The sequence below is a fragment of the Bombilactobacillus bombi genome (genome assembly GCF_013607485.1).
GTDB lineage: Bacteria > Bacillota > Bacilli > Lactobacillales > Lactobacillaceae > Bombilactobacillus > Bombilactobacillus bombi_A.
On record NZ_SCHP01000006.1, the window covers coordinates 13,071 to 31,032 of the forward strand.

The 17,962-nt window shown below is 35.8% G+C and carries 17 protein-coding genes; 6 read left to right on the forward strand and 11 right to left on the reverse strand.

What is annotated here, in order from left to right:
- Positions 1-30 precede the first annotated feature (30 nt).
- Both radA and EQ827_RS02680 read right to left on the reverse strand, forming a co-directional pair.
- Positions 31-1,407 (reverse strand): DNA repair protein RadA, encoded by a 1,377-nt coding sequence (gene radA, locus EQ827_RS02675; protein ID WP_181189443.1) that lies wholly within the window; start codon positions 1,405-1,407, stop codon positions 31-33.
- A 9-nt stretch (positions 1,408-1,416) separates the two neighbouring features.
- A complete protein-coding gene (locus EQ827_RS02680) occupies positions 1,417-1,902 on the reverse strand; it encodes a dUTP diphosphatase (protein WP_181189444.1) in 486 nt (161 codons plus the stop codon).
- Positions 1,903-1,983: 81 nt separating this feature from the next.
- On the opposite strand from EQ827_RS02680, the gene EQ827_RS02685 reads away from it, so the two are divergent.
- From EQ827_RS02685 to EQ827_RS02695, 3 genes are all read left to right on the forward strand, one after another.
- A complete protein-coding gene (locus EQ827_RS02685) occupies positions 1,984-2,280 on the forward strand; it encodes a GNAT family N-acetyltransferase (protein WP_181189445.1) in 297 nt (98 codons plus the stop codon).
- Between the two features lie 3 nt (positions 2,281-2,283).
- Positions 2,284-2,970 (forward strand): ribose-5-phosphate isomerase RpiA, encoded by a 687-nt coding sequence (gene rpiA, locus EQ827_RS02690; protein ID WP_181189446.1) that lies wholly within the window; start codon positions 2,284-2,286, stop codon positions 2,968-2,970.
- A gap of 73 nt (positions 2,971-3,043) precedes the next feature.
- Positions 3,044-4,387 carry a C1 family peptidase gene (locus EQ827_RS02695; protein WP_181189447.1) on the forward strand — a complete coding sequence of 448 codons (1,344 nt, stop codon included), beginning with the start codon at positions 3,044-3,046 and terminating at the stop codon, positions 4,385-4,387.
- Between the two features lie 114 nt (positions 4,388-4,501).
- Here EQ827_RS02695 and EQ827_RS02700 read toward each other — a convergent pair whose 3' ends face one another.
- The gene (locus EQ827_RS02700) at positions 4,502-5,557 is read right to left on the reverse strand and encodes a serine hydrolase domain-containing protein (RefSeq protein WP_181189448.1); all 1,056 of its coding nucleotides are present in this window, start codon (positions 5,555-5,557) and stop codon (positions 4,502-4,504) included.
- 178 nt (positions 5,558-5,735) lie between these two features.
- Between EQ827_RS02700 and EQ827_RS02705 the strand changes: the two genes are divergently transcribed.
- Positions 5,736-7,811, forward strand: coding sequence for a KUP/HAK/KT family potassium transporter (locus EQ827_RS02705; RefSeq protein WP_181189449.1), 2,076 nt, complete (start codon positions 5,736-5,738; stop codon positions 7,809-7,811).
- A gap of 80 nt (positions 7,812-7,891) precedes the next feature.
- Here EQ827_RS02705 and EQ827_RS02710 read toward each other — a convergent pair whose 3' ends face one another.
- On the reverse strand, positions 7,892-8,572 hold the full coding sequence (locus tag EQ827_RS02710) for a 2,3-bisphosphoglycerate-dependent phosphoglycerate mutase (protein WP_181189450.1): 681 nt from the start codon (positions 8,570-8,572) through the stop codon (positions 7,892-7,894).
- Between the two features lie 16 nt (positions 8,573-8,588).
- Positions 8,589-9,530 carry an AEC family transporter gene (locus EQ827_RS02715; protein ID WP_181189451.1) on the reverse strand — a complete coding sequence of 314 codons (942 nt, stop codon included), beginning with the start codon at positions 9,528-9,530 and terminating at the stop codon, positions 8,589-8,591.
- A gap of 103 nt (positions 9,531-9,633) precedes the next feature.
- Here EQ827_RS02715 and lepB point away from each other — a divergent pair, with 103 nt between their 5' ends.
- Positions 9,634-10,224, forward strand: a complete 591-nt coding sequence (lepB, locus tag EQ827_RS02720) for a signal peptidase I (RefSeq protein WP_181189452.1) — start codon at positions 9,634-9,636, stop codon at positions 10,222-10,224.
- Here the strand turns inward: lepB and EQ827_RS02725 are convergent.
- Together EQ827_RS02725 and EQ827_RS02730 are read right to left on the reverse strand one after the other, a co-directional pair.
- Positions 10,211-11,122: a cation diffusion facilitator family transporter gene (locus tag EQ827_RS02725; RefSeq protein WP_181189453.1), complete on the reverse strand. Its 912-nt coding sequence runs from the start codon at positions 11,120-11,122 to the stop codon at positions 10,211-10,213. The genes lepB and EQ827_RS02725 overlap by 14 nt on opposite strands.
- 278 nt (positions 11,123-11,400) lie before the next feature.
- Positions 11,401-11,610: a hypothetical protein gene (locus tag EQ827_RS02730; RefSeq protein ID WP_181189454.1), complete on the reverse strand. Its 210-nt coding sequence runs from the start codon at positions 11,608-11,610 to the stop codon at positions 11,401-11,403.
- A 177-nt stretch (positions 11,611-11,787) separates the two neighbouring features.
- Here EQ827_RS02730 and EQ827_RS02735 point away from each other — a divergent pair, with 177 nt between their 5' ends.
- Positions 11,788-12,924 (forward strand): DUF5067 domain-containing protein, encoded by a 1,137-nt coding sequence (locus EQ827_RS02735; RefSeq protein WP_181189455.1) that lies wholly within the window; start codon positions 11,788-11,790, stop codon positions 12,922-12,924.
- Positions 12,925-12,996: 72 nt separating this feature from the next.
- Here EQ827_RS02735 and EQ827_RS02740 read toward each other — a convergent pair whose 3' ends face one another.
- The 4 genes from EQ827_RS02740 to rpsI form a co-directional block, all read right to left on the reverse strand.
- The gene (locus EQ827_RS02740) at positions 12,997-13,638 is read right to left on the reverse strand and encodes an HAD family hydrolase (RefSeq protein WP_181189456.1); all 642 of its coding nucleotides are present in this window, start codon (positions 13,636-13,638) and stop codon (positions 12,997-12,999) included.
- Between the two features lie 183 nt (positions 13,639-13,821).
- Complete coding sequence (locus EQ827_RS02745) at positions 13,822-14,640, reverse strand: aldo/keto reductase (RefSeq protein WP_181189457.1); 819 nt, start codon at positions 14,638-14,640, stop codon at positions 13,822-13,824.
- A gap of 235 nt (positions 14,641-14,875) precedes the next feature.
- Entirely contained in the window at positions 14,876-17,398 is a 2,523-nt protein-coding gene (locus EQ827_RS02750; protein ID WP_181189458.1) for an ABC transporter permease, read from the reverse strand.
- A 161-nt stretch (positions 17,399-17,559) separates the two neighbouring features.
- The gene (rpsI, locus tag EQ827_RS02755; RefSeq protein ID WP_181189459.1) at positions 17,560-17,952 is read right to left on the reverse strand and encodes a 30S ribosomal protein S9; all 393 of its coding nucleotides are present in this window, start codon (positions 17,950-17,952) and stop codon (positions 17,560-17,562) included.
- Positions 17,953-17,962 lie beyond the last annotated feature (10 nt).

The window sequence follows — 17,962 nt, forward strand, 5'->3', positions numbered from 1 at the left end:
CTTACCCGCTTCTGCTAAAAAATCAACGCGTTAATGCTGGTTTTTGAAAACTTTTTTGATAGCTTCATTGATGGTGCGTACTCCCACAATTTTTATATCCTGAACTTCGTCATGACTAATTTCATTATTAGCAGGTACATAGATTTTCTTAAAGCCCAATTTAGCAGCCTCTTTAATTCGTTGATCAATTAAATTAACACGACGAATTTCACCGGTTAAGCCCATTTCTCCTACAAAACATTCATCAGAAGCCAAGCCTAAATTTTTATAACTAGAAACAATTGCCATGGCCATAGCCAAATCAATGGCTGGTTCATCCAAACGCACTCCACCAGTTGCTTTTAAATAAGCATCTTGATTTTGGAGTAAAATATTAGCACGCTTTTCTAAAACAGCCATGATGACCGATACTCGATTATGATCTAGTCCCGTAGTAGTGCGCTTAGCTGTTCCATAAAGTGTTGGCGTAATTAAAGATTGCAATTCTACTAAAATTGGCCGTGTTCCTTCCATTGAAACCACTACTGCGGAGCCGGTCGCATTGGCCAAACGCTCTTCTAAAAAAATTTCCGAAGGATTGCTAACTTGCGTAAGCCCCTCATTGTGCATGGCAAACATCCCAATTTCATTGGTTGAACCAAAACGATTTTTTACAGAACGTAAAATGCGATAATTGTGGTGTAGATCCCCTTCAAAATAAAGCACCGTATCAACCATGTGCTCTAAAATTTTCGGTCCCGCAATCGCACCTCCTTTAGTAACATGACCCACTACAAAAACACTAACACCTTGCTGTTTAGCAATTGTCATTAACTGAGTAGTTACTGCGCGAATTTGGGCAACACTGCCAATGGCCGAAGATAAATCTGGAACGTTCATGGTTTGTACTGAATCAATTATTAAATAATCAGGTTCTTGGTCCGCAACTGTTTGGGTAATAGCCTGCATATCAGTTTCAGGATAAATATAAAGGTTATCACCACCAACATGTAAACGATTAGCCCGCAATTTAATTTGGGAAGCACTTTCTTCTCCAGAAACATAAAGAACTTTACCGCCGGTTTTTTCTAATTGCCCCGATACCTGCAACAAAAGCGTCGATTTACCAATTCCAGGATCCCCGCCAATCAAGACCAATGATCCTGGGACAACACCCCCGCCCAAAACACGATCTAATTCTTGAAGACCAGTTTGAACCCGTTTTTCTTCATTAAAGGTAATATTGGCTAGTTTTTGCGGTCGCTTTATCGGTTTGTTTGTGGTAGTTGAAGTTGGCAGCTTGGTTTTAACTGGTTCTAATTCCTCTACGAGCTGATTCCACGCGCCACAATTTGGACAGCGTCCCAGCATTCGCGGTGAAATATAGCCACAATTTTGACAAACATATCTTGATTTTACTTTAGCCACATGCTCTCCTTACTTATCAGATGACCCAAATCCACCTACTCGCTGTACAGTAGAGGGAAGGTCATCAGTAGTTGTTAAATACTTCATAAAAATTCCTTGACAAATCCGCTCCCCTTTTTTGATATGGTAGTCCTGTGGGAAAAAATTAAGCATTTGTACAAAGATTTCGCCTTCATTATTATCGTTATTATAATAGTCAGCATCAATAACACCGATTGAATTTGGTAAAACCAACCCGCGCTTTAAAGGACCGCTAGAACGATTAACTAATAGTAAAACCTCATCAGCAGGTAAACAAACTTTTAATCCAGTGGGTACTAAAACTGGCGTTAAAGCTACTTGCGAAGGCTGAGGTCCTTCCTTCCAAATTGAAGGAACTACAAAATCTTCAGCAGCGGCCAGATCATAACCTGCAGCTGATTGAGTCTGACGAAGCGGTAAAGATACATTTTGTTTTTGATAACGTGAGACAATCTCAAATTTACGTTTTTTCAATTATTTAACTCCTATTCCATGTCAGCCATATTATATTGAGGTATGATTATTATAGCAAATACTATTAAAGGAGGAATTACAATGCAACTAGATTTTGAACCGGGACGCTTCTATAAAGACGACCCTGATGGACAATTGCTGGGTGAAATCACTTATACCCAGTTAGACGATTCTACTATCAGCATTGATCACACTTTAGTGGCGCCCACTTATCGGCATCATGGATTGGCCCGTCAATTATTGCAAGCAGTTTTAGATTTAGCAATTAAAAATCATTGGCTGATTATTCCAGTTTGTCCATACGCCAAAAAAGTTTTTCAACAAGAAAGTGACATTCAATATTTATTAAAAAATCCGACCCCAAAACAGGAGGACTAAGTCATGAATCAAGATGAATTAAAAAAAGCAGTCGGTATTAAATCCGTTGATTTTATTAAACCCAATATGACAGTGGGCTTAGGCACTGGATCAACAGTTTACTATATGGTAGAAGAATTAGGACGCCGTGTTCAAACTGAAAATTTAACAGTTCAATGTGTTACTACTTCCACCAGAACTTGGCAGCAAGCCGAAAAATTGGGCATTCCACTAAAAAAGCTCAATGAAATTCAACAAATTGACATAACTATTGATGGTGCTGATGAAATTGACCAAAATTTCCAAGGTATTAAGGGTGGCGGTGGCGCCCATACTTATGAAAAAACAGTGGCTTTAAATTCCAAACGTAATCTTTGGATTGTTGATCAATCAAAAATGGTTCCTACCTTGGGTAAATTCCCATTACCTATTGAAGTAAATCCTTTTGGCTGTGAACAATTATTTAAACGTCTTCAGAGTGAAGACTTACATCCACAATTTCGTTTAACAGACAATGGTCAACCCTATTTAACAGACATGAAAAATTATATTATTGATTTACATTTAGGGCAAATCAAACATCCCCATTTACTAGCTGACTGGTTAGATCACCAAACTGGTATTATTGAACATGGTTTATTCCTCGACTTGGTTAATACAGTAGTTGTTGGAACCGATCATGGTCCACAAATTATCGATCAAATTCGTTAAATACTGGACTATTTAGTTATTTTAGACTAAAGTTATTATTAAATTTCCTTAATTTAGAGGAGGATTCAAATATATGGTACAAGCAATTGATAAGGCAGCATTACAGAAATTTGCCACCGAATTTAACCAAGTGCCAGCAGCCAATGTTATTAAAAATAGTGTGGCCCAAAACGGTATTTATCAATCTAGTAAGACTTTAAAATCTCAAATTGCAATGGATCCCACTTTTTCTATTGAATTGGAAACTGGTAAAGTGGCAGATCAAAAGCGATCCGGACTCTGCTGGGTCTTTGCCGCTCTTAACACCCTGCGTCATCCAATGCAAACTCAATTCAAAATTAAAGATTTTGAGCTTTCTCAAGGTTATATTTTCTTTTGGGATAAATTAGAGAAATCTAACTACTTTTACGAAAATGTTCTCAACACTGCTGATTTACCAATTGGTGATCGTAAGGTTGACTTTCTCATGGCTACCCCGCAACAAGACGGCGGCCAATGGGATTTAGTTTGTGGACTTTTTGAAAAATATGGAGTCGTACCTAAAAGTGTAATGCCTGATACGGCCAGCCGTACTAATTCATCCGAACTCAATCAAGTACTCAATCTTAAATTACGCAAAGATGCAGTTAAACTCCGGCAATTAGTTAACAATCAAGTCTCTCAGCAAGAAATAGCTATGCAAAAAGAACAAATGCTGAGTGAAGTATATCGCATGCTTGTGTATACCATTGGTGAGCCACCAACCAAATTTGATTGGTCTTATCGTGACGATGACCACAACTTTCATCGCGAACAAAATATTACACCGAAGGAATTTTATAAAAAGTATATTGATTTGAATTTACCGGACTATATTTCGACAATTAATGCTCCTACACATGATAAGCCTTATAATCATGTCTATACTGTAGAGATGTTAGGTAATGTTGTTGGAGGCCGTCCAGTACGCCATTTAAATTTAGAATTAAAAGACTTCAAACAAGCCGCAGTTGCCCAACTACAAGCAGGTGAAGCTGTTTGGTTTGGCAGCGATGTTGTTCAAAGATCTGATCGTAAAGCCGGAATTATGGACACCGAAATTTATGATTTAGATGGACTTTTTAACATTGACTTTAATATGACAAAAGCTCAGCGCTTAGACTATGGCGAAAGCATGATGGATCACGCTATGGTTTTAACTGGCGTTGATCTTGATAATGAGGGGCAGCCAACAAAATGGAAAGTAGAAAACTCTTGGGGTGAAAAAGTTGGTACTGAAGGTTATTTTGTCATGAGTGATGCATGGTTTGACCAATTTGTTTACCAATTAGTTATCAACAAAAAATATTTACCAGAACAATTACGCCAAGCTTATGAACAAGAAAAAGATACACCAAAAGTTCTAGCGCCTTGGGATCCTATGGGTGCTTTAGCTTAGCTTATTAATATTATCTAAAAAAGTGGTCTAGAACAAAATCCCAGTTCTAGACCCCTTTTTTCTTAAAGTTTTATTGTTAGAAAAACTCCATAATGATTGAGATAGATAATCTAATTACTTAGTAATTACCATTTGATAAATATCTTTAGCCAAATCAATTGTATTAGTCATTGCAGGATTATGTCGATTACTAAACAATATGACGGCATTTTTGCCATTATTCGCCATTACAAAAACCGTGTCAAAACCCTGTTCTACTCCATGGGCATAAAAATAATGGTTTTGGGCATCATTATAAACGCCACCATTATAACCGTTGCCTTGATTAGTGGGCGGCACCTGGCGATAAATCTGTAAAACTTTTTGCGGAACAATTTTTCCTTGTACAATAGCTGCTTGTAAATGGTAAAATTCCTGCACATTGGCATATAATTGTCCCGCTCCTAATTCAAAATCTAAGCGTTGAGTATCTAATGTCAAAGGATTAGTATAATTAGCTGGTTGTTCTTGGACATCATAACCCGTAGTATGATAGGGATTAAGTTCATAATTATCATCTACATTAGTATTTTTTAAATGTAAGGGCTGTTTAAAATAGCGATTAAATAATTCTTGATAAGAACAATGGTTAACTTTTGCCAAAATCCGTGCTAATAAAATATAGTTAACATCACTGTAATGCCAACGATTAACATAATTTTTATCAAATCTTGTAGCGTGATTAAGATAATAATCTAATCGTTTGGTAGACAAATTGGTGGACGTTTTATTAGATAATACCAAACCAGATTGCATTTGCATTAAGTGTTTTAAAGTCAAATTGGCACTATAAGGAATGTTAGGAAAATAACTGTGTAAAGAGTCACTTAATTTGAGCTTATGTTGCGTTTGTGCTTTTATTAAGAGAGTAGCAGTTATGGACTTTTCCAAAGAAGCTAGCTGATAGACTGATTTACTAGTATTAAGGCGTCTTTGCTCATAGTCTGCGTAACCAAAATTATTTTTTTGCCAGATTTTCCCATGCTTGATAATTAATAAACTCCCACTATACTGATTGTGCTTGAGCAATTTAACAATTGTCTTTTGCGTACTGGCAGTAGCCACATGGGAACTAGTACCTATAAAAAGTAATAAGAATAAAATGCTACATATTGTTCGAAGTGTTTTCAACTTTATTATCTCCAAATTTTCTGCATTTCATGATAGCATGTTTTTACTTGAATAACAGCAGCTACTGCGAGGTTTTTCTGCTATAATGCAAGATGAAGTTAAAGAGTGTGGTTGCATTTCTCGCATTAATATGTTAAATATATCAACATTATAATAATTGGAGAAGAGTACGGATAAAATGAAAAGGCAAAATTCTTTAGGTTCCAAAAAAAGCCTCAATAGTAAACTGACCCTTGGTGGCATTTTAGTCGCTTTAGGGGTGGTTTATGGTGATATTGGAACTTCCCCTATGTATACGATGTCCTCTTTGGTTGCTGGAAATGGCGGCCTAGGCCATATTTCTACAGACTTTATTTTGGGCAGTGTATCTTTAATTTTTTGGACATTAACAATTATCACTACGACAAAATACGTCCTAATCGCCTTAAGAGCCGATAACAATGGTGAAGGTGGTATTTTTGCTTTATATACTTTAGTACGTAAAAAAGCAAAATGGCTGATTATTCCAGCAATGATCGGAGGAGCCACATTCTTATCCGATGGAATGATGACGCCGGCTGTAACTGTGACGACAGCTGTAGAAGGTCTTAAAGGCATTAATATCGGTAATCATGTTTTAATTAGTAACCAGCATACAGTAGTTATAGTTGCTATTGTTATTTTATCATGTTTATTTTTTATTCAACGCTTTGGTACTGAAGCCTTAGGACGAGCTTTTGGTCCGATTATGATGCTTTGGTTTACCAGCTTAGCAATTGCAGGTTTATATCGTTTAGCAGGCGATTGGAGCTTTTTACGCGCTTTAAATCCCTATTATGCTATAAAAACTTTGCTCAGCTCAGAAAATAAAAACGGAATTTTTATTTTAGGCAGTATTTTCTTGGCAACTACTGGTGCAGAGGCCTTATATTCTGATATGGGCCATGTAGGACGAAGTAATATTTATGGTAGTTGGCCTTATGTTAAAATTTGTTTGTTGATTAATTATTTGGGTCAAGGCGTGTGGTTAAATCAAATTAAGGGATTAAGCTCATATCAAAAAATCAATTCCTTAAATCCCTTTTTTGAAATGGTCCCTGCACAATTTCGCTTAGCAATGACAATTATTGCCACTTTAGCAGCTATTATTGCTTCCCAATCACTAATTTCAGGTTCTTATACACTAGTATCAGAAGCTACTAAATTAAAATTATTACCACGTTTGCGAATGATTTATCCTACTAATTTTAAGGGTCAACTTTACATTCCCGCGGTCAATAATATTATTTGGATATTGTGTATCTCAATTGTTTTGTACTTTAAAACCTCGGAAAAAATGGCTGGAGCTTATGGCCTAGTTATTACAATTACCATGTTAATGACTACAGTTTTGTTGAATGCGTGGCTGTCAACGACTAAGCGTAATCCTGTGCTTTCCAAAATTATCATTATCTTTTTCTTAGCAATTGAATCTATTTTCTTAATCTCAAATAGTGTGAAGTTCTTTGAAGGTGGATATGTTACTTTCACGATTGCCTGTGTTTTAATCATGATTATGATTATTTGGCAATACGGCGAATTACTCAAAAATGATAATACTTTTCATCGGGAATACGTTTCTTTATTGGCTTATAAAAAACAGTTGAAAGAGTTAAGTGAAGATGAATCATTACCTCTTTATACTACTAATTTAGTTTATTTAACCAAAATTCATGATGGCTTTAAAATTAAAAAGGACATCTTATATTCTATTTTAGATAAAAGGCCTAAACGAGCTAAAGTTTATTGGTTTGTTACTGTCAATGTTACTGATAAACCCTATACTACGGCATATAGTGTAGATACCTTTGGCACTGACTACATGGTTAATGTACAATTATATTTAGGCTTTAGAATGGAACAAAAAGTTAACTTCTTCCTACGCCAAATTGTTAACGAAATGATGATTAAAGGCGAGCTGCCGCGCCAACCACAAACTTATACCACTATTCCTGATCGAAGCGTTGGAGATTTTTCCTTTGTAATTATTCAAGAAGTTTTATCACCCGATACTCAGCTGGATAATCTGAAGAAAAATATTATTCAAGCTCGCTTATGGCTGCAGCGATATACCGTTACTCCTGCTATTTGGTTTGGCTTATCTTACAGCGATGTCGTTGTCGAACGCGTACCGCTAACCTTAGGGCAGTTGCGTTCTGATAAGTTACGCTTAGTTCAGCGTGAGCCCTTGATTAAATATGATGATGTTGACAACAGCGATGAGGATGACGACTAAATTAAAATATTAACTTAAGTTACTTTCCACACTAAAAAAGCCGCAGCTCTTAATTGAGTTCGGCTTTTTTAGTATAGAAACTACTCGTCCAAGATTTGTTTATTTAAAATTTGTAAGTGCTGGTCGAGTTGATAAATAATAGGCTGTGCATTGCCTACTTCTACTCCATCAATATCTTCATCACTGATATCTTCTAAATATTTAATTAAAGCGCGTAAAGTACTGCCATGAGCGACAATTAATTGATTTTTTCCTTCCAGAAGCTGCGGTACAATATGATCTTGAAAGTAAGGAACAGTACGCTTTAAGGCCATCGCCAAACTTTCAGAACGTGGTAAAATACTTTGAGGCCATTGCTGATAAGCACGAAGATGTGTATCTACCTGCCTTAATTGAGGGGGGACGCTGTTATAACTACGTCGCCACAAAGCAACTTGATCAGCACCAAATTTTTGTCGTGTATAATCTTTATTTAATCCCCGCAAAGCTCCATAATGACGCTCATTTAGCCGCCACGACTTATAAATAGGAATATCAAGGGCATGACACTGCTCTTGAATCAAGTAAGCTGTAATAATTGCGCGCCGTAAAACGGAAGTATGCACTCCCGCAAAGAAAATTTGATGTTTTTTTAAAATCTTTCCAGCAGCTACTGCCTGTTGGCGTCCTTGGGCAGTTAAGTCTACATCTGACCATCCAGTATATTCATTTTTAGCATTCGCAATACTTTGTCCATGTCTAACTAAAATCAACTTAACCATTATCTTATTTACCTGCTTAAAATAATCTCATTACAATGTTCATCAAAATAGGAACCACTACTAGACTTAAAGCCGTGGTTGCAGTAACCATGACTGCAGCGTAATCCGAATCAGCGTGGTAAAGTTTGGCTACTACAGGAGCATTAGTCATGACTGGCATTGCTGCTTGCAAAACAAATACTTGTTTCATAATATTAGGTACAGGAGCAGCAAATACCAAAATAAAAGTTAAAAATGGCGCCAATATAAAGCGGCCAAAACAAATACCAAACATATCCCAAGAAACATGAATATTACTAATACCTACTTGAGCTAATTTCATACCAATGAAAAACATAGATAAAGGAATGGTTAAGCTGCCGATGTACTTAGTATCAGACATTAAAAAATCGGGTAATTTCCAATTTAAAATTACCAACAGCACCCCAAACATAAAACCTAATAGTGGCGGGGAAAAGATTTTTTTAAGGATTGCTAAAATACTCATTTTTTGTTTGGCATCACCATCGCGGCGGATTAAATACACTCCTAAGGTCCAAAAAAAAGTCGTATTAGCCATATAATATATTAAAACATAAGGCACACTGGCCTTCCCAAATAAGGCCATATTTACAGGTAAACCGACAAAAACTGTATTGGAATTGGAAAACATCGATTTAAATAAGCCCCGATGATTGGGGTCAATGTGTAAAATAAACTGAACCCCATAAGAGACCAAAAATAATAAAGTCATTGATAAAATTGGAAATTTCAGATCTGGAAAAATTTGAAAAAGTTCTCCCCGGGAAAATTTCGAAGTGATAGTATTAATCATATAACAAGGTAAAGCTACTTGAGTAACTAATTTAGAAGTAATCTGGCTATAGCGCTCATCAAACCATCCTACTTGGGTGAGAGCATACCCTACAAGAATCATAACTAAAATAATCAGGACACCGCTAATACTATGAAATAACATATCTTCAACCTCTGTTAACACAATCTTTGCTTTTATGTTACCATTAATCTAGTGAATTTTCAGAAATTTTATTCTCTTACAATAATAAGTTGGTGAATATTTAATGCAAACTTGGAAAAAGTTGCGCACAAAATTTAAAAATAAACTTAAAAAAAATGCTTATCCCTTGTCAATTTTGGGCGGATTATTCCTTACCGTGATTATACTGACGTACATAATTGCCAACGTCGTTTGGATCAACGGTGAGGTTCGAGGTAAATCTATGCAGCCTAATTTTTACAATGGTGACCGTTTCTTTGCTGCGCCGAATGCCGCTATTCATCGAGGTGATATCTTGGTGATTGATCCTCCCGGTTCAGTACAAGATAAACCCTTTATTAAACGTGTAATTGGTTTACCCGGTGATCAGATAACTTTTAAAAATGACGTCACTTATATTAATGGCAAAGCAATTAATGAACCTTATTTAGATCCTTATAAAGCCCGTTTACAGCCAGGACAATTATTAACACCTAATTTTTCGTTACAAACTTCTTTTGGTACTAAAAAAGTCCCCGCTAACTCTTACTTTGTTTTAGGGGACAACCGCCGCCAGTCTGTAGATAGCCGAGTTTTTGGCTTTGTTACACACGATCGCGTTATTGGTGTGGTAAAAATGCGTTTTTGGCCTTTAAATCGGGTTACTTTTTATTAGCTTGATGCTGATAAACAAGATGTTCATGAATGCCGCGCTGACATTCTGCTTGAATTGTGACATGATTAATGCCAAATTGCTGACTTAACAGTTTTTCTATCTTTTGATAGAGGCTTTCTAATTGCGCCATGGTTTCAGTAGAGCGCACATTAATATGAGCATCAAAAGCAATTAAATTTTCGTCAATTCGCCATAAGTGCACATGATGAACATTTACTATTTCAGGTAATTGCAACAGCGTTTTTTGAACTTGTTCTAATTCAATATCAGGGCTAGCTTCCATTAAGATTGAGACTGTTTGTTTAATTACTTCAAATGATTCCTTCATAATCCAAGCCGCAGTTATTAACGTCAGTAAAGGATCTACCCATGTCCAATTGAACATATTAATTAGTACAGCGGCCACTAATACACCTAGTGAAGACAAAGTGTCTGCTGCCATATGTAAAAAAGTGGCTTTGATATTAAGATTATGGTGAGCAGCATTTTGCATCACCAGCATCGACAACAAATTGGCTGCGACACCGACTATAGAAACCAAAAGCATAATGCCGCCGTTAACTAATTGTGGATGTCCCAAACGTTTAATGCCTTCAAAAATCAAGATTAGCGTAATCGCAATTAAAATAGCCGAATTCACAAAAGCCGCTAAGATTTCTGCACGCTGATAGCCAAATGTTTGGCGTTCATTACTATTTTTTTTACTAATTATGTGTGCTATAAACGATAAAACCACAGATAAAGTGTCTTCCATATTATGAAAGCCATCTGAAATTAAGCCAAGGCTGCCCGAAATAATTCCCCCTACAAACTCCACTATGGTAATAGCGGCATTTAAAGCAGTCACTAAGGCAAATTTACTATCAGATAAATTGGTTGTGGAATGTTGGTCCTTCATGATAATCACCTCTTCATTCATTTTCTAGCTTGATTTTAGGCTAACTTAACTTTTAATGCAATATCATCATCTTAAAAAGATTATCCTAGACAATTAAAAGTTGAGTATCCATTGTACATTAGTCAAGTTTCAACTTTTTATTAAAGCGAAGAATCAATTTTATGTTGGGGAGAATTGTGAAGCCAAAATAAAAGACCAAGGCAAAAATCCCTCGGCCTTGATCTATATTAGAATCATCTTAATTGACTAGCTATTTAAATTACATACACTTATTTAAATTAACGAATTGATTTGACTGCTACTTTGATTGGCTGCTGTAGGTCTAGCGTATCACGATAATTAGTTTGTACTAATTGTTTCATATGGGCAGCGGCTTCACGTTTGGACACATTATGACATACACGCTTAGTTACTACTTGTTCACCAGAAATGCTGCTAAACATCCCTACTACTTCGTAATCACATACTCGACGACCAGTAAACAACATAGCTTATTCCTCCATTATTACATCAATTTCTTACAACCAAACAGTTATATCACTTTTATTATCTAAATTCAATATTAATTTCATTTTAATTGTTAAAATTTTGCTTTGTTTTGTTCTGAGCCCTTTAATTACGTGTCAAAATTGTATATATTAAATATAAGGTGAGGAGGTTTCAGCATGCCTAATCGAAATTCCCAAAATCAACATCATTTTAAAACTAGAAAAAATAATCAACCATCACAAAATTCCACAGCAACACCCAATAATTTTTCAGGACAGCCTTGGTCAGCTAACAATAATCTGCAACAACCATTGAATTCTTTCAATTCAGCTGAAGCAACGCCTAATAGTAACAAGCAACAGCCGACTTTTGTACCACCACGCTCAGAGCCAACTCCAATTAAAAGCCTTGCCCCAACAACTAACAAATCCCGTTTTACTACCCATCAACAAAACCAGCGGCCTACTCAGCCCACACAGCCTCCCCAACAACCCATTAACTATAACAATCAACAGAACTTGACTGAAACTGCAACTAAACCGCCCTATCCATCTAATAAACAGCCACATTACCAGCCTAATCCTCCAGTTGTTAAACAGCAAAATCTACAGCGTAATGCGCAAGATAAAAATACCAGTTTTTGGAAACGGCCTGTGGTTTGGATCCTAAGTGCTATTATCATCATAGTTGGAGTTAGCCTAGGGTTATATGTATGGCTTCAACCTACTAAAAAAACAACAGCACCTACTACTGCAACTCCTCCTAAAACTGAACAAACTCTTACATCGCCTAAAAAAGCATTAAAACATAAAAAAGTTAAACCCATTAAAGATATTCACAAACAGCAAAAGAGTTTGCAAGCTAATAAAAAAGCTGCTCAGCCACCAGCACGAGATTGGAAAAACTCTGGATCTTATGATGATATGAAGTATGATACTGATGATTTTACTATTCAGTTGAATAATTCTTCTGATGGAGTTAAATTAATCCCTGATACTAATAATAAACCAGCATTATTCATTGAATATACCTTTATCAACAAAAGTAAGGAGCCCCAAAAACCGGCTACGATTGTGAGTGAAGATTTGCAGTTGAAACAAAACGATCAACTCTTATCAGCAACTACTCCTGCCGCTGACAACCATGATGCACAAGATAAGTTGAATATGGCTCAACAAGAAGTCGCTCCGGGGCAAAAGGTTGATACGGCCATGATGTCTTCTATTAATGACACTAAGAGCACAATTTCGATGTACTTTATGGATTTAAAGAACCATCAATTACTCAATACCAATCAACCTTTTAAGCTGTAAGCTTAAATTCTAATAAAAAATCCAGACAAAAATTGTCTGGATTTTTTATTATTGAATAATCTCATACATTAGCTAGTTATTTTCATCATCAACAATCTTTATCAAATCTTGCGGATGTTGCAATTGATAATCTGCCTGCTTAAACTCAGGATTGTCTTTTGATCCCCATACTGCCCGAGCAAACCGGACATGAGCTGCATGTGCACATTGCTGATCATAAATTGCATCACCAACGTAAAGAGCATCAGAGGCGGGATTTTGTAACCTTTCTAACCCCTTTAAAATGGGGGCAGGATGAGGTTTGTGTTCTTTGGTATCTGAAGCTGTTATGACGGTCTGAAAATATTGTTCAAAGCCAAAATTCTTTACTTCATCATCAAATTCTGCCCGAGTTTTGGAGGTAACAATCGCCAATGATAGTTGGCGTTGCTGTAATTGTTTTAATAAGTCCATAATGCCAGAGAAAATAGTAACACTTTGAAAGTTAGTCCGCATATTTTGTTCCCAACATTGTAAAATTTGCTCAGCTTCTTGGGGATTATCAGCAAAATCAGCAGCTACCTGTAAACCGGGAATTCCCAATGTATAAAATAGCTGTTCTGGTGTTACTGTAAGATTCTTTTTAGCTTTTAAAGCCTGTTGTAAGCCGGCTATTACTTGTTTTTCCGTATCTAATAATGTACCGTCAATATCAAATAATACTGCTTGAATCATCATTATCTCCATTCACCCATTATACTTTTAGTGTACCCAAAAACTTATTAAAACAAAAGTACCAGATTTCAGTAGATAAAGCTACCTCCATCTGGTACTTTTGAATATCTTAATTGGAAACCTTCAAGATATTCGATGTAATAATACCAAATTTTTAATCACGAGTCACTAATATTACCAAAATTAATCCTCAGAAGCGATAAAATCGTTTAACCATTGCATATCAGCTGAACTAATTTTAAAATTCAACTGGGCATTAGCTTGTGCATGTGCGCGCTGAACAGCTTTAGGTAGTGGCAAAACATTATTTTGAATGCAAAATTGAATTGCTAATTGTGCCAAACTAACTTGATATTTTGCTGCTAATTCCTGCAGTTGCGTATTAGTTAATAAAGAACCAGTTGCTAGGGGTGAATAGGCTTCAATTAAAATATCATGTTCTTGTGCAAAAGTTGTCACTTCTTGTTGAGTATGTCCGATAAAATAACGGATTTGATTAACCATTGGTGGAATTTTAGCAACTGCTAAAACATTTTGTAAATCATGAACATTAAAATTTGAAACTCCAATGGCTTTGGCTTTTCCTGAGGTATAGATTTCCTCCATTGCACGCCAAACCTCTTGATTTTGCCGATCATAATTGGCGCCCTTTTGTGACCAAGGCCAAGGTGCATGTATTAAATACAAATCAACATAATCAACTTGTAAATTGTCCAAAGTTGTTTGAAAGTCAACTAATGCTTGTTTATAAGATTTGGTTTCGGCGGGAAGCTTTGAAGTTATGAAAACATCTTCTCGTTTTAATTTTGACTGTTTAAAACCTAGTCCAACTTCTTTTTCATTGTGATAAACTAAGGCAGTATCAATATGACGATATCCCAACTCTAAAGCGTTATTTACCGCTTGTTGAGCATCTTGCGGGGCAATCTGCCAAGTACCAAAGCCAATCTTAGGTATTTCAACACCATTTTTTAAGGTATACTTATCGTTTAACTTGGTCATGAGAATCTCTCCTAATTCGTTATTTTTAACCGTACAGCTGCTTAATTAAATTATTGTAGCAATTTGACAACCACAATGACTTTGTACAGTATAGCTATGTGAACTACTGCTTGAAAGCTCTAATCGTGATTTGTCGCTTAATTCTGATACCATCGTATTTTGAAACCATTAACCTCCTATTAATAAATTTGATCCATCTTATTTTATTATCGTCCTTTTGCAGGCAAATTTCTAATTATTCGCTAGCTTTTAAAGCTGAAATCATATCCAAGGATTGCAGGATTTTTTGTGTAATAATTGAAACAATAAGTAGAAAAACAACAGTCATCACCACTGCAAATAAATAACCTGACAATGGAATTACTAAAGGAAAGCTTAGTTCACTGGAAGCAGCTTGAGTAATAATAAAATTAGTTAAAATTTTACCAGTTGGCACTCCCAAGATAATTCCTAAAATTGTAAAAATAATATTTTCTCTAACAATCGTGAGTGTTACTTCATTAGTAGAAAAGCCTAAAACCTTCATTGTTGCTAGTTCACGTGTGCGTTCAGAAATATTAATATTGGTCAAATTGTAGAGAACTACGAAAGCCAAAATTCCCGATAAAACCACGAAGATAAGCACAATTGGCTGTAAATTGGCACTCATTGCAGCTTGTTGCTGGATTCGTTTATTAATGAAAGTGGTATTAGCCACTAAATTGGTTTTTTCTAACTTATGACCCAGGTTTTTTTGTTGTTTAGGATTTAAAGTAGAAGTCTTAAGCAATAAAGCATTATTTGACACAGACCGCTTATTTAAGTTTTGCCAGGCATCCTGGTTAATAAAAATACTATTTCCCACATAATTTTTCACAATTCCGCCAACGCACAATTTGATCGGTTTTGTTTGCCTAGTTTGAACAGAAATTGTTTGCCCTCGGCGAATATTTTTATTTTGGGCTAAACCTTGCGTAATAAGCACTTTCTTTTGTGGTAATGATTGCAATTGATTAGTTTGGGCATCTCTAAAGGTAAAATAATGGGTAATAATATATTTATTTTTGAGACCATATAAGGTTACAGGCTGTTGTTTCACTTGAATTGCCGCCATATAGATTGGTAAAGAAGTTTTAATATATGGTGAGTTCTTAAATTTTTTTTGAAGCTGATTTGCAGAATTATTTGCTTTTAAATTCACCACAGCTTGATAATGAGTTAGCTGTCGAAACTGGATAGGGACAGCAGAACTGACAGAATTCCGGAGGCCAAATCCTGCGATCATCAAACCTGCACAACCTGCAATCCCTAGAATTGTCAGTAACATTCGAGACTTATAACGTAATAAATTACGATAAGTCATTTTTTGATCAAAGGTTAACCTTTTCCACAACTTAGGAAAATGTTCTAATATAATTCGCCGGCCAACTTTAGGAGCTTTCGGCAAGAGTAAAGCAATCGGTTTTTGATGCAAATCCGTCAACAAAATATAAATAGTCGCCCCAAAAGTTGCTCCTAATGCCAATAATGAAGCAGTAATAATGGGCTCCAACCAATAATAGCAAGGATAATTATTAAAAACATAATTACTCTTTAAAATCCGATAAACAATTGGAGGCAGTGCCTTTGTTCCAACTTCAATTCCCAAAACCAAAGCAATGGCTGTAATAATCAGAGCATACAATAAATATTTTTGAGCAATCTCCCAATTACGGTAACCTAGGGCCTTTAGGGTCCCTATTTCTTGACGATTTTCTTCAACCATCCGTGTAATTGTAGTAAAAGTTATCAAAATACCCAACAAAAAGAAAAATACCGGAAAAACATTACCAATAGCATCAATTCGACTTGATAAGGTGGTAAACCCCCGAAATCCAGGGTTATTTACTCTTTCAGTGATCCAATATTGCGGCAGTTTAGCAGCTACAATGGATTGTTGTTGTAATTGATATTGTAATTGTGAAAGTCGCTTTTGTAATTGTGATTGGGTTTTAGCCTGTTGTTGTAATAGCACTAATTGTTGTTGTTGCTCATCAAGTTGTAACTGTAACTCTTGTAATCTTGAATAGCGGCGTGACTGCAATAGTCTTTGCAAAAGCTTTTCTTTCTTTGATATTGTTTGTTGATAGCGTTTACCATTAACGCTAAGGTCATTCAAATCCTTAAAGCGCAAATACATAATCGAATAAGTCTGACTTAAAAAATTTGTCGCTGGCAAATAGACATATCCATCTAGTTGCCCCTGAGCAGAATCATAGTCTTGCTGATCCACATATAAGGGTGAATTAATATAACCAACTATCCGATAGCGTTGACGTCTTAACTGTCGATTATTAATTTGTAAGGTTTTATTTAGCGGGTAAAACTTTTTCAATTTCACATTAATTAATGCTTCACTAGATTTTTTTGGATAACGACCTTGCCTCAAAGTTAACTGATTTTGCTGATTTTGAGCCTGGTAAGAGTATACCTGCAAATTTTGATCGTGTTTTGTATCGTGATAGGCCCAACTATGGCCTAATTCTACCTGAGCTCCAATAATTTTTTGAGCTAATTTTTGATCAGCAGTTGTTAAACCTGCAGACGATACTACTTGTAAATCAGAAAGCTGATGCGAACGAACATACTCATTAATCGTCAGTTCTAAATTAGGACCAATGGATTTAATTCCGACAAACAATAAAACCCCTAAGAATATAATTATAGTAATCGCCAAAAAACGACCCCAACTATGATAAATATCTTTAAAAGTGGTTTTAATATACAATCTTGTATGCATAACTTAACACCTGCTAATTAACTATAAATCTTACTTATTAAATCTATTATAATACTTTCAAATGTTATAACGTGTAGTGTTGCTTATTACTATGGTAAATTATCCAAAATAAAAAGTACTTTCCGTTAAGAAAGTACTTTTTATATATTAATATCAAAATATTAACGCTTGGAAAATTGTGATGCCTTACGAGCCTTCTTCAAGCCAGGCTTCTTCCGTTCCTTCATCCGTGGATCACGTGTCAGCATTCCTGCACGTTTTAAAGGACCACGAAAATCAGGATCTACTTCTAGCAAAGCACGGGCAATACCATGACGGATTGCTCCAGCTTGTCCAGAAAAACCACCACCATGAACATTAACCAAAACATCATAACTATCAGTAGTTTCAGTAATATCTAAAGGCTGCTTCAAATCCTTAATTAAACTTGCATAAGGGATATAATCTTTTGCATCCCGCTTGTTAATTGTAACGTTACCTTTACCAGGTACTAAACGGACACGAGCCACTGAATCTTTACGACGGCCAGTTCCAGCATATGATACTTGTGCCAAATTTTTCTCC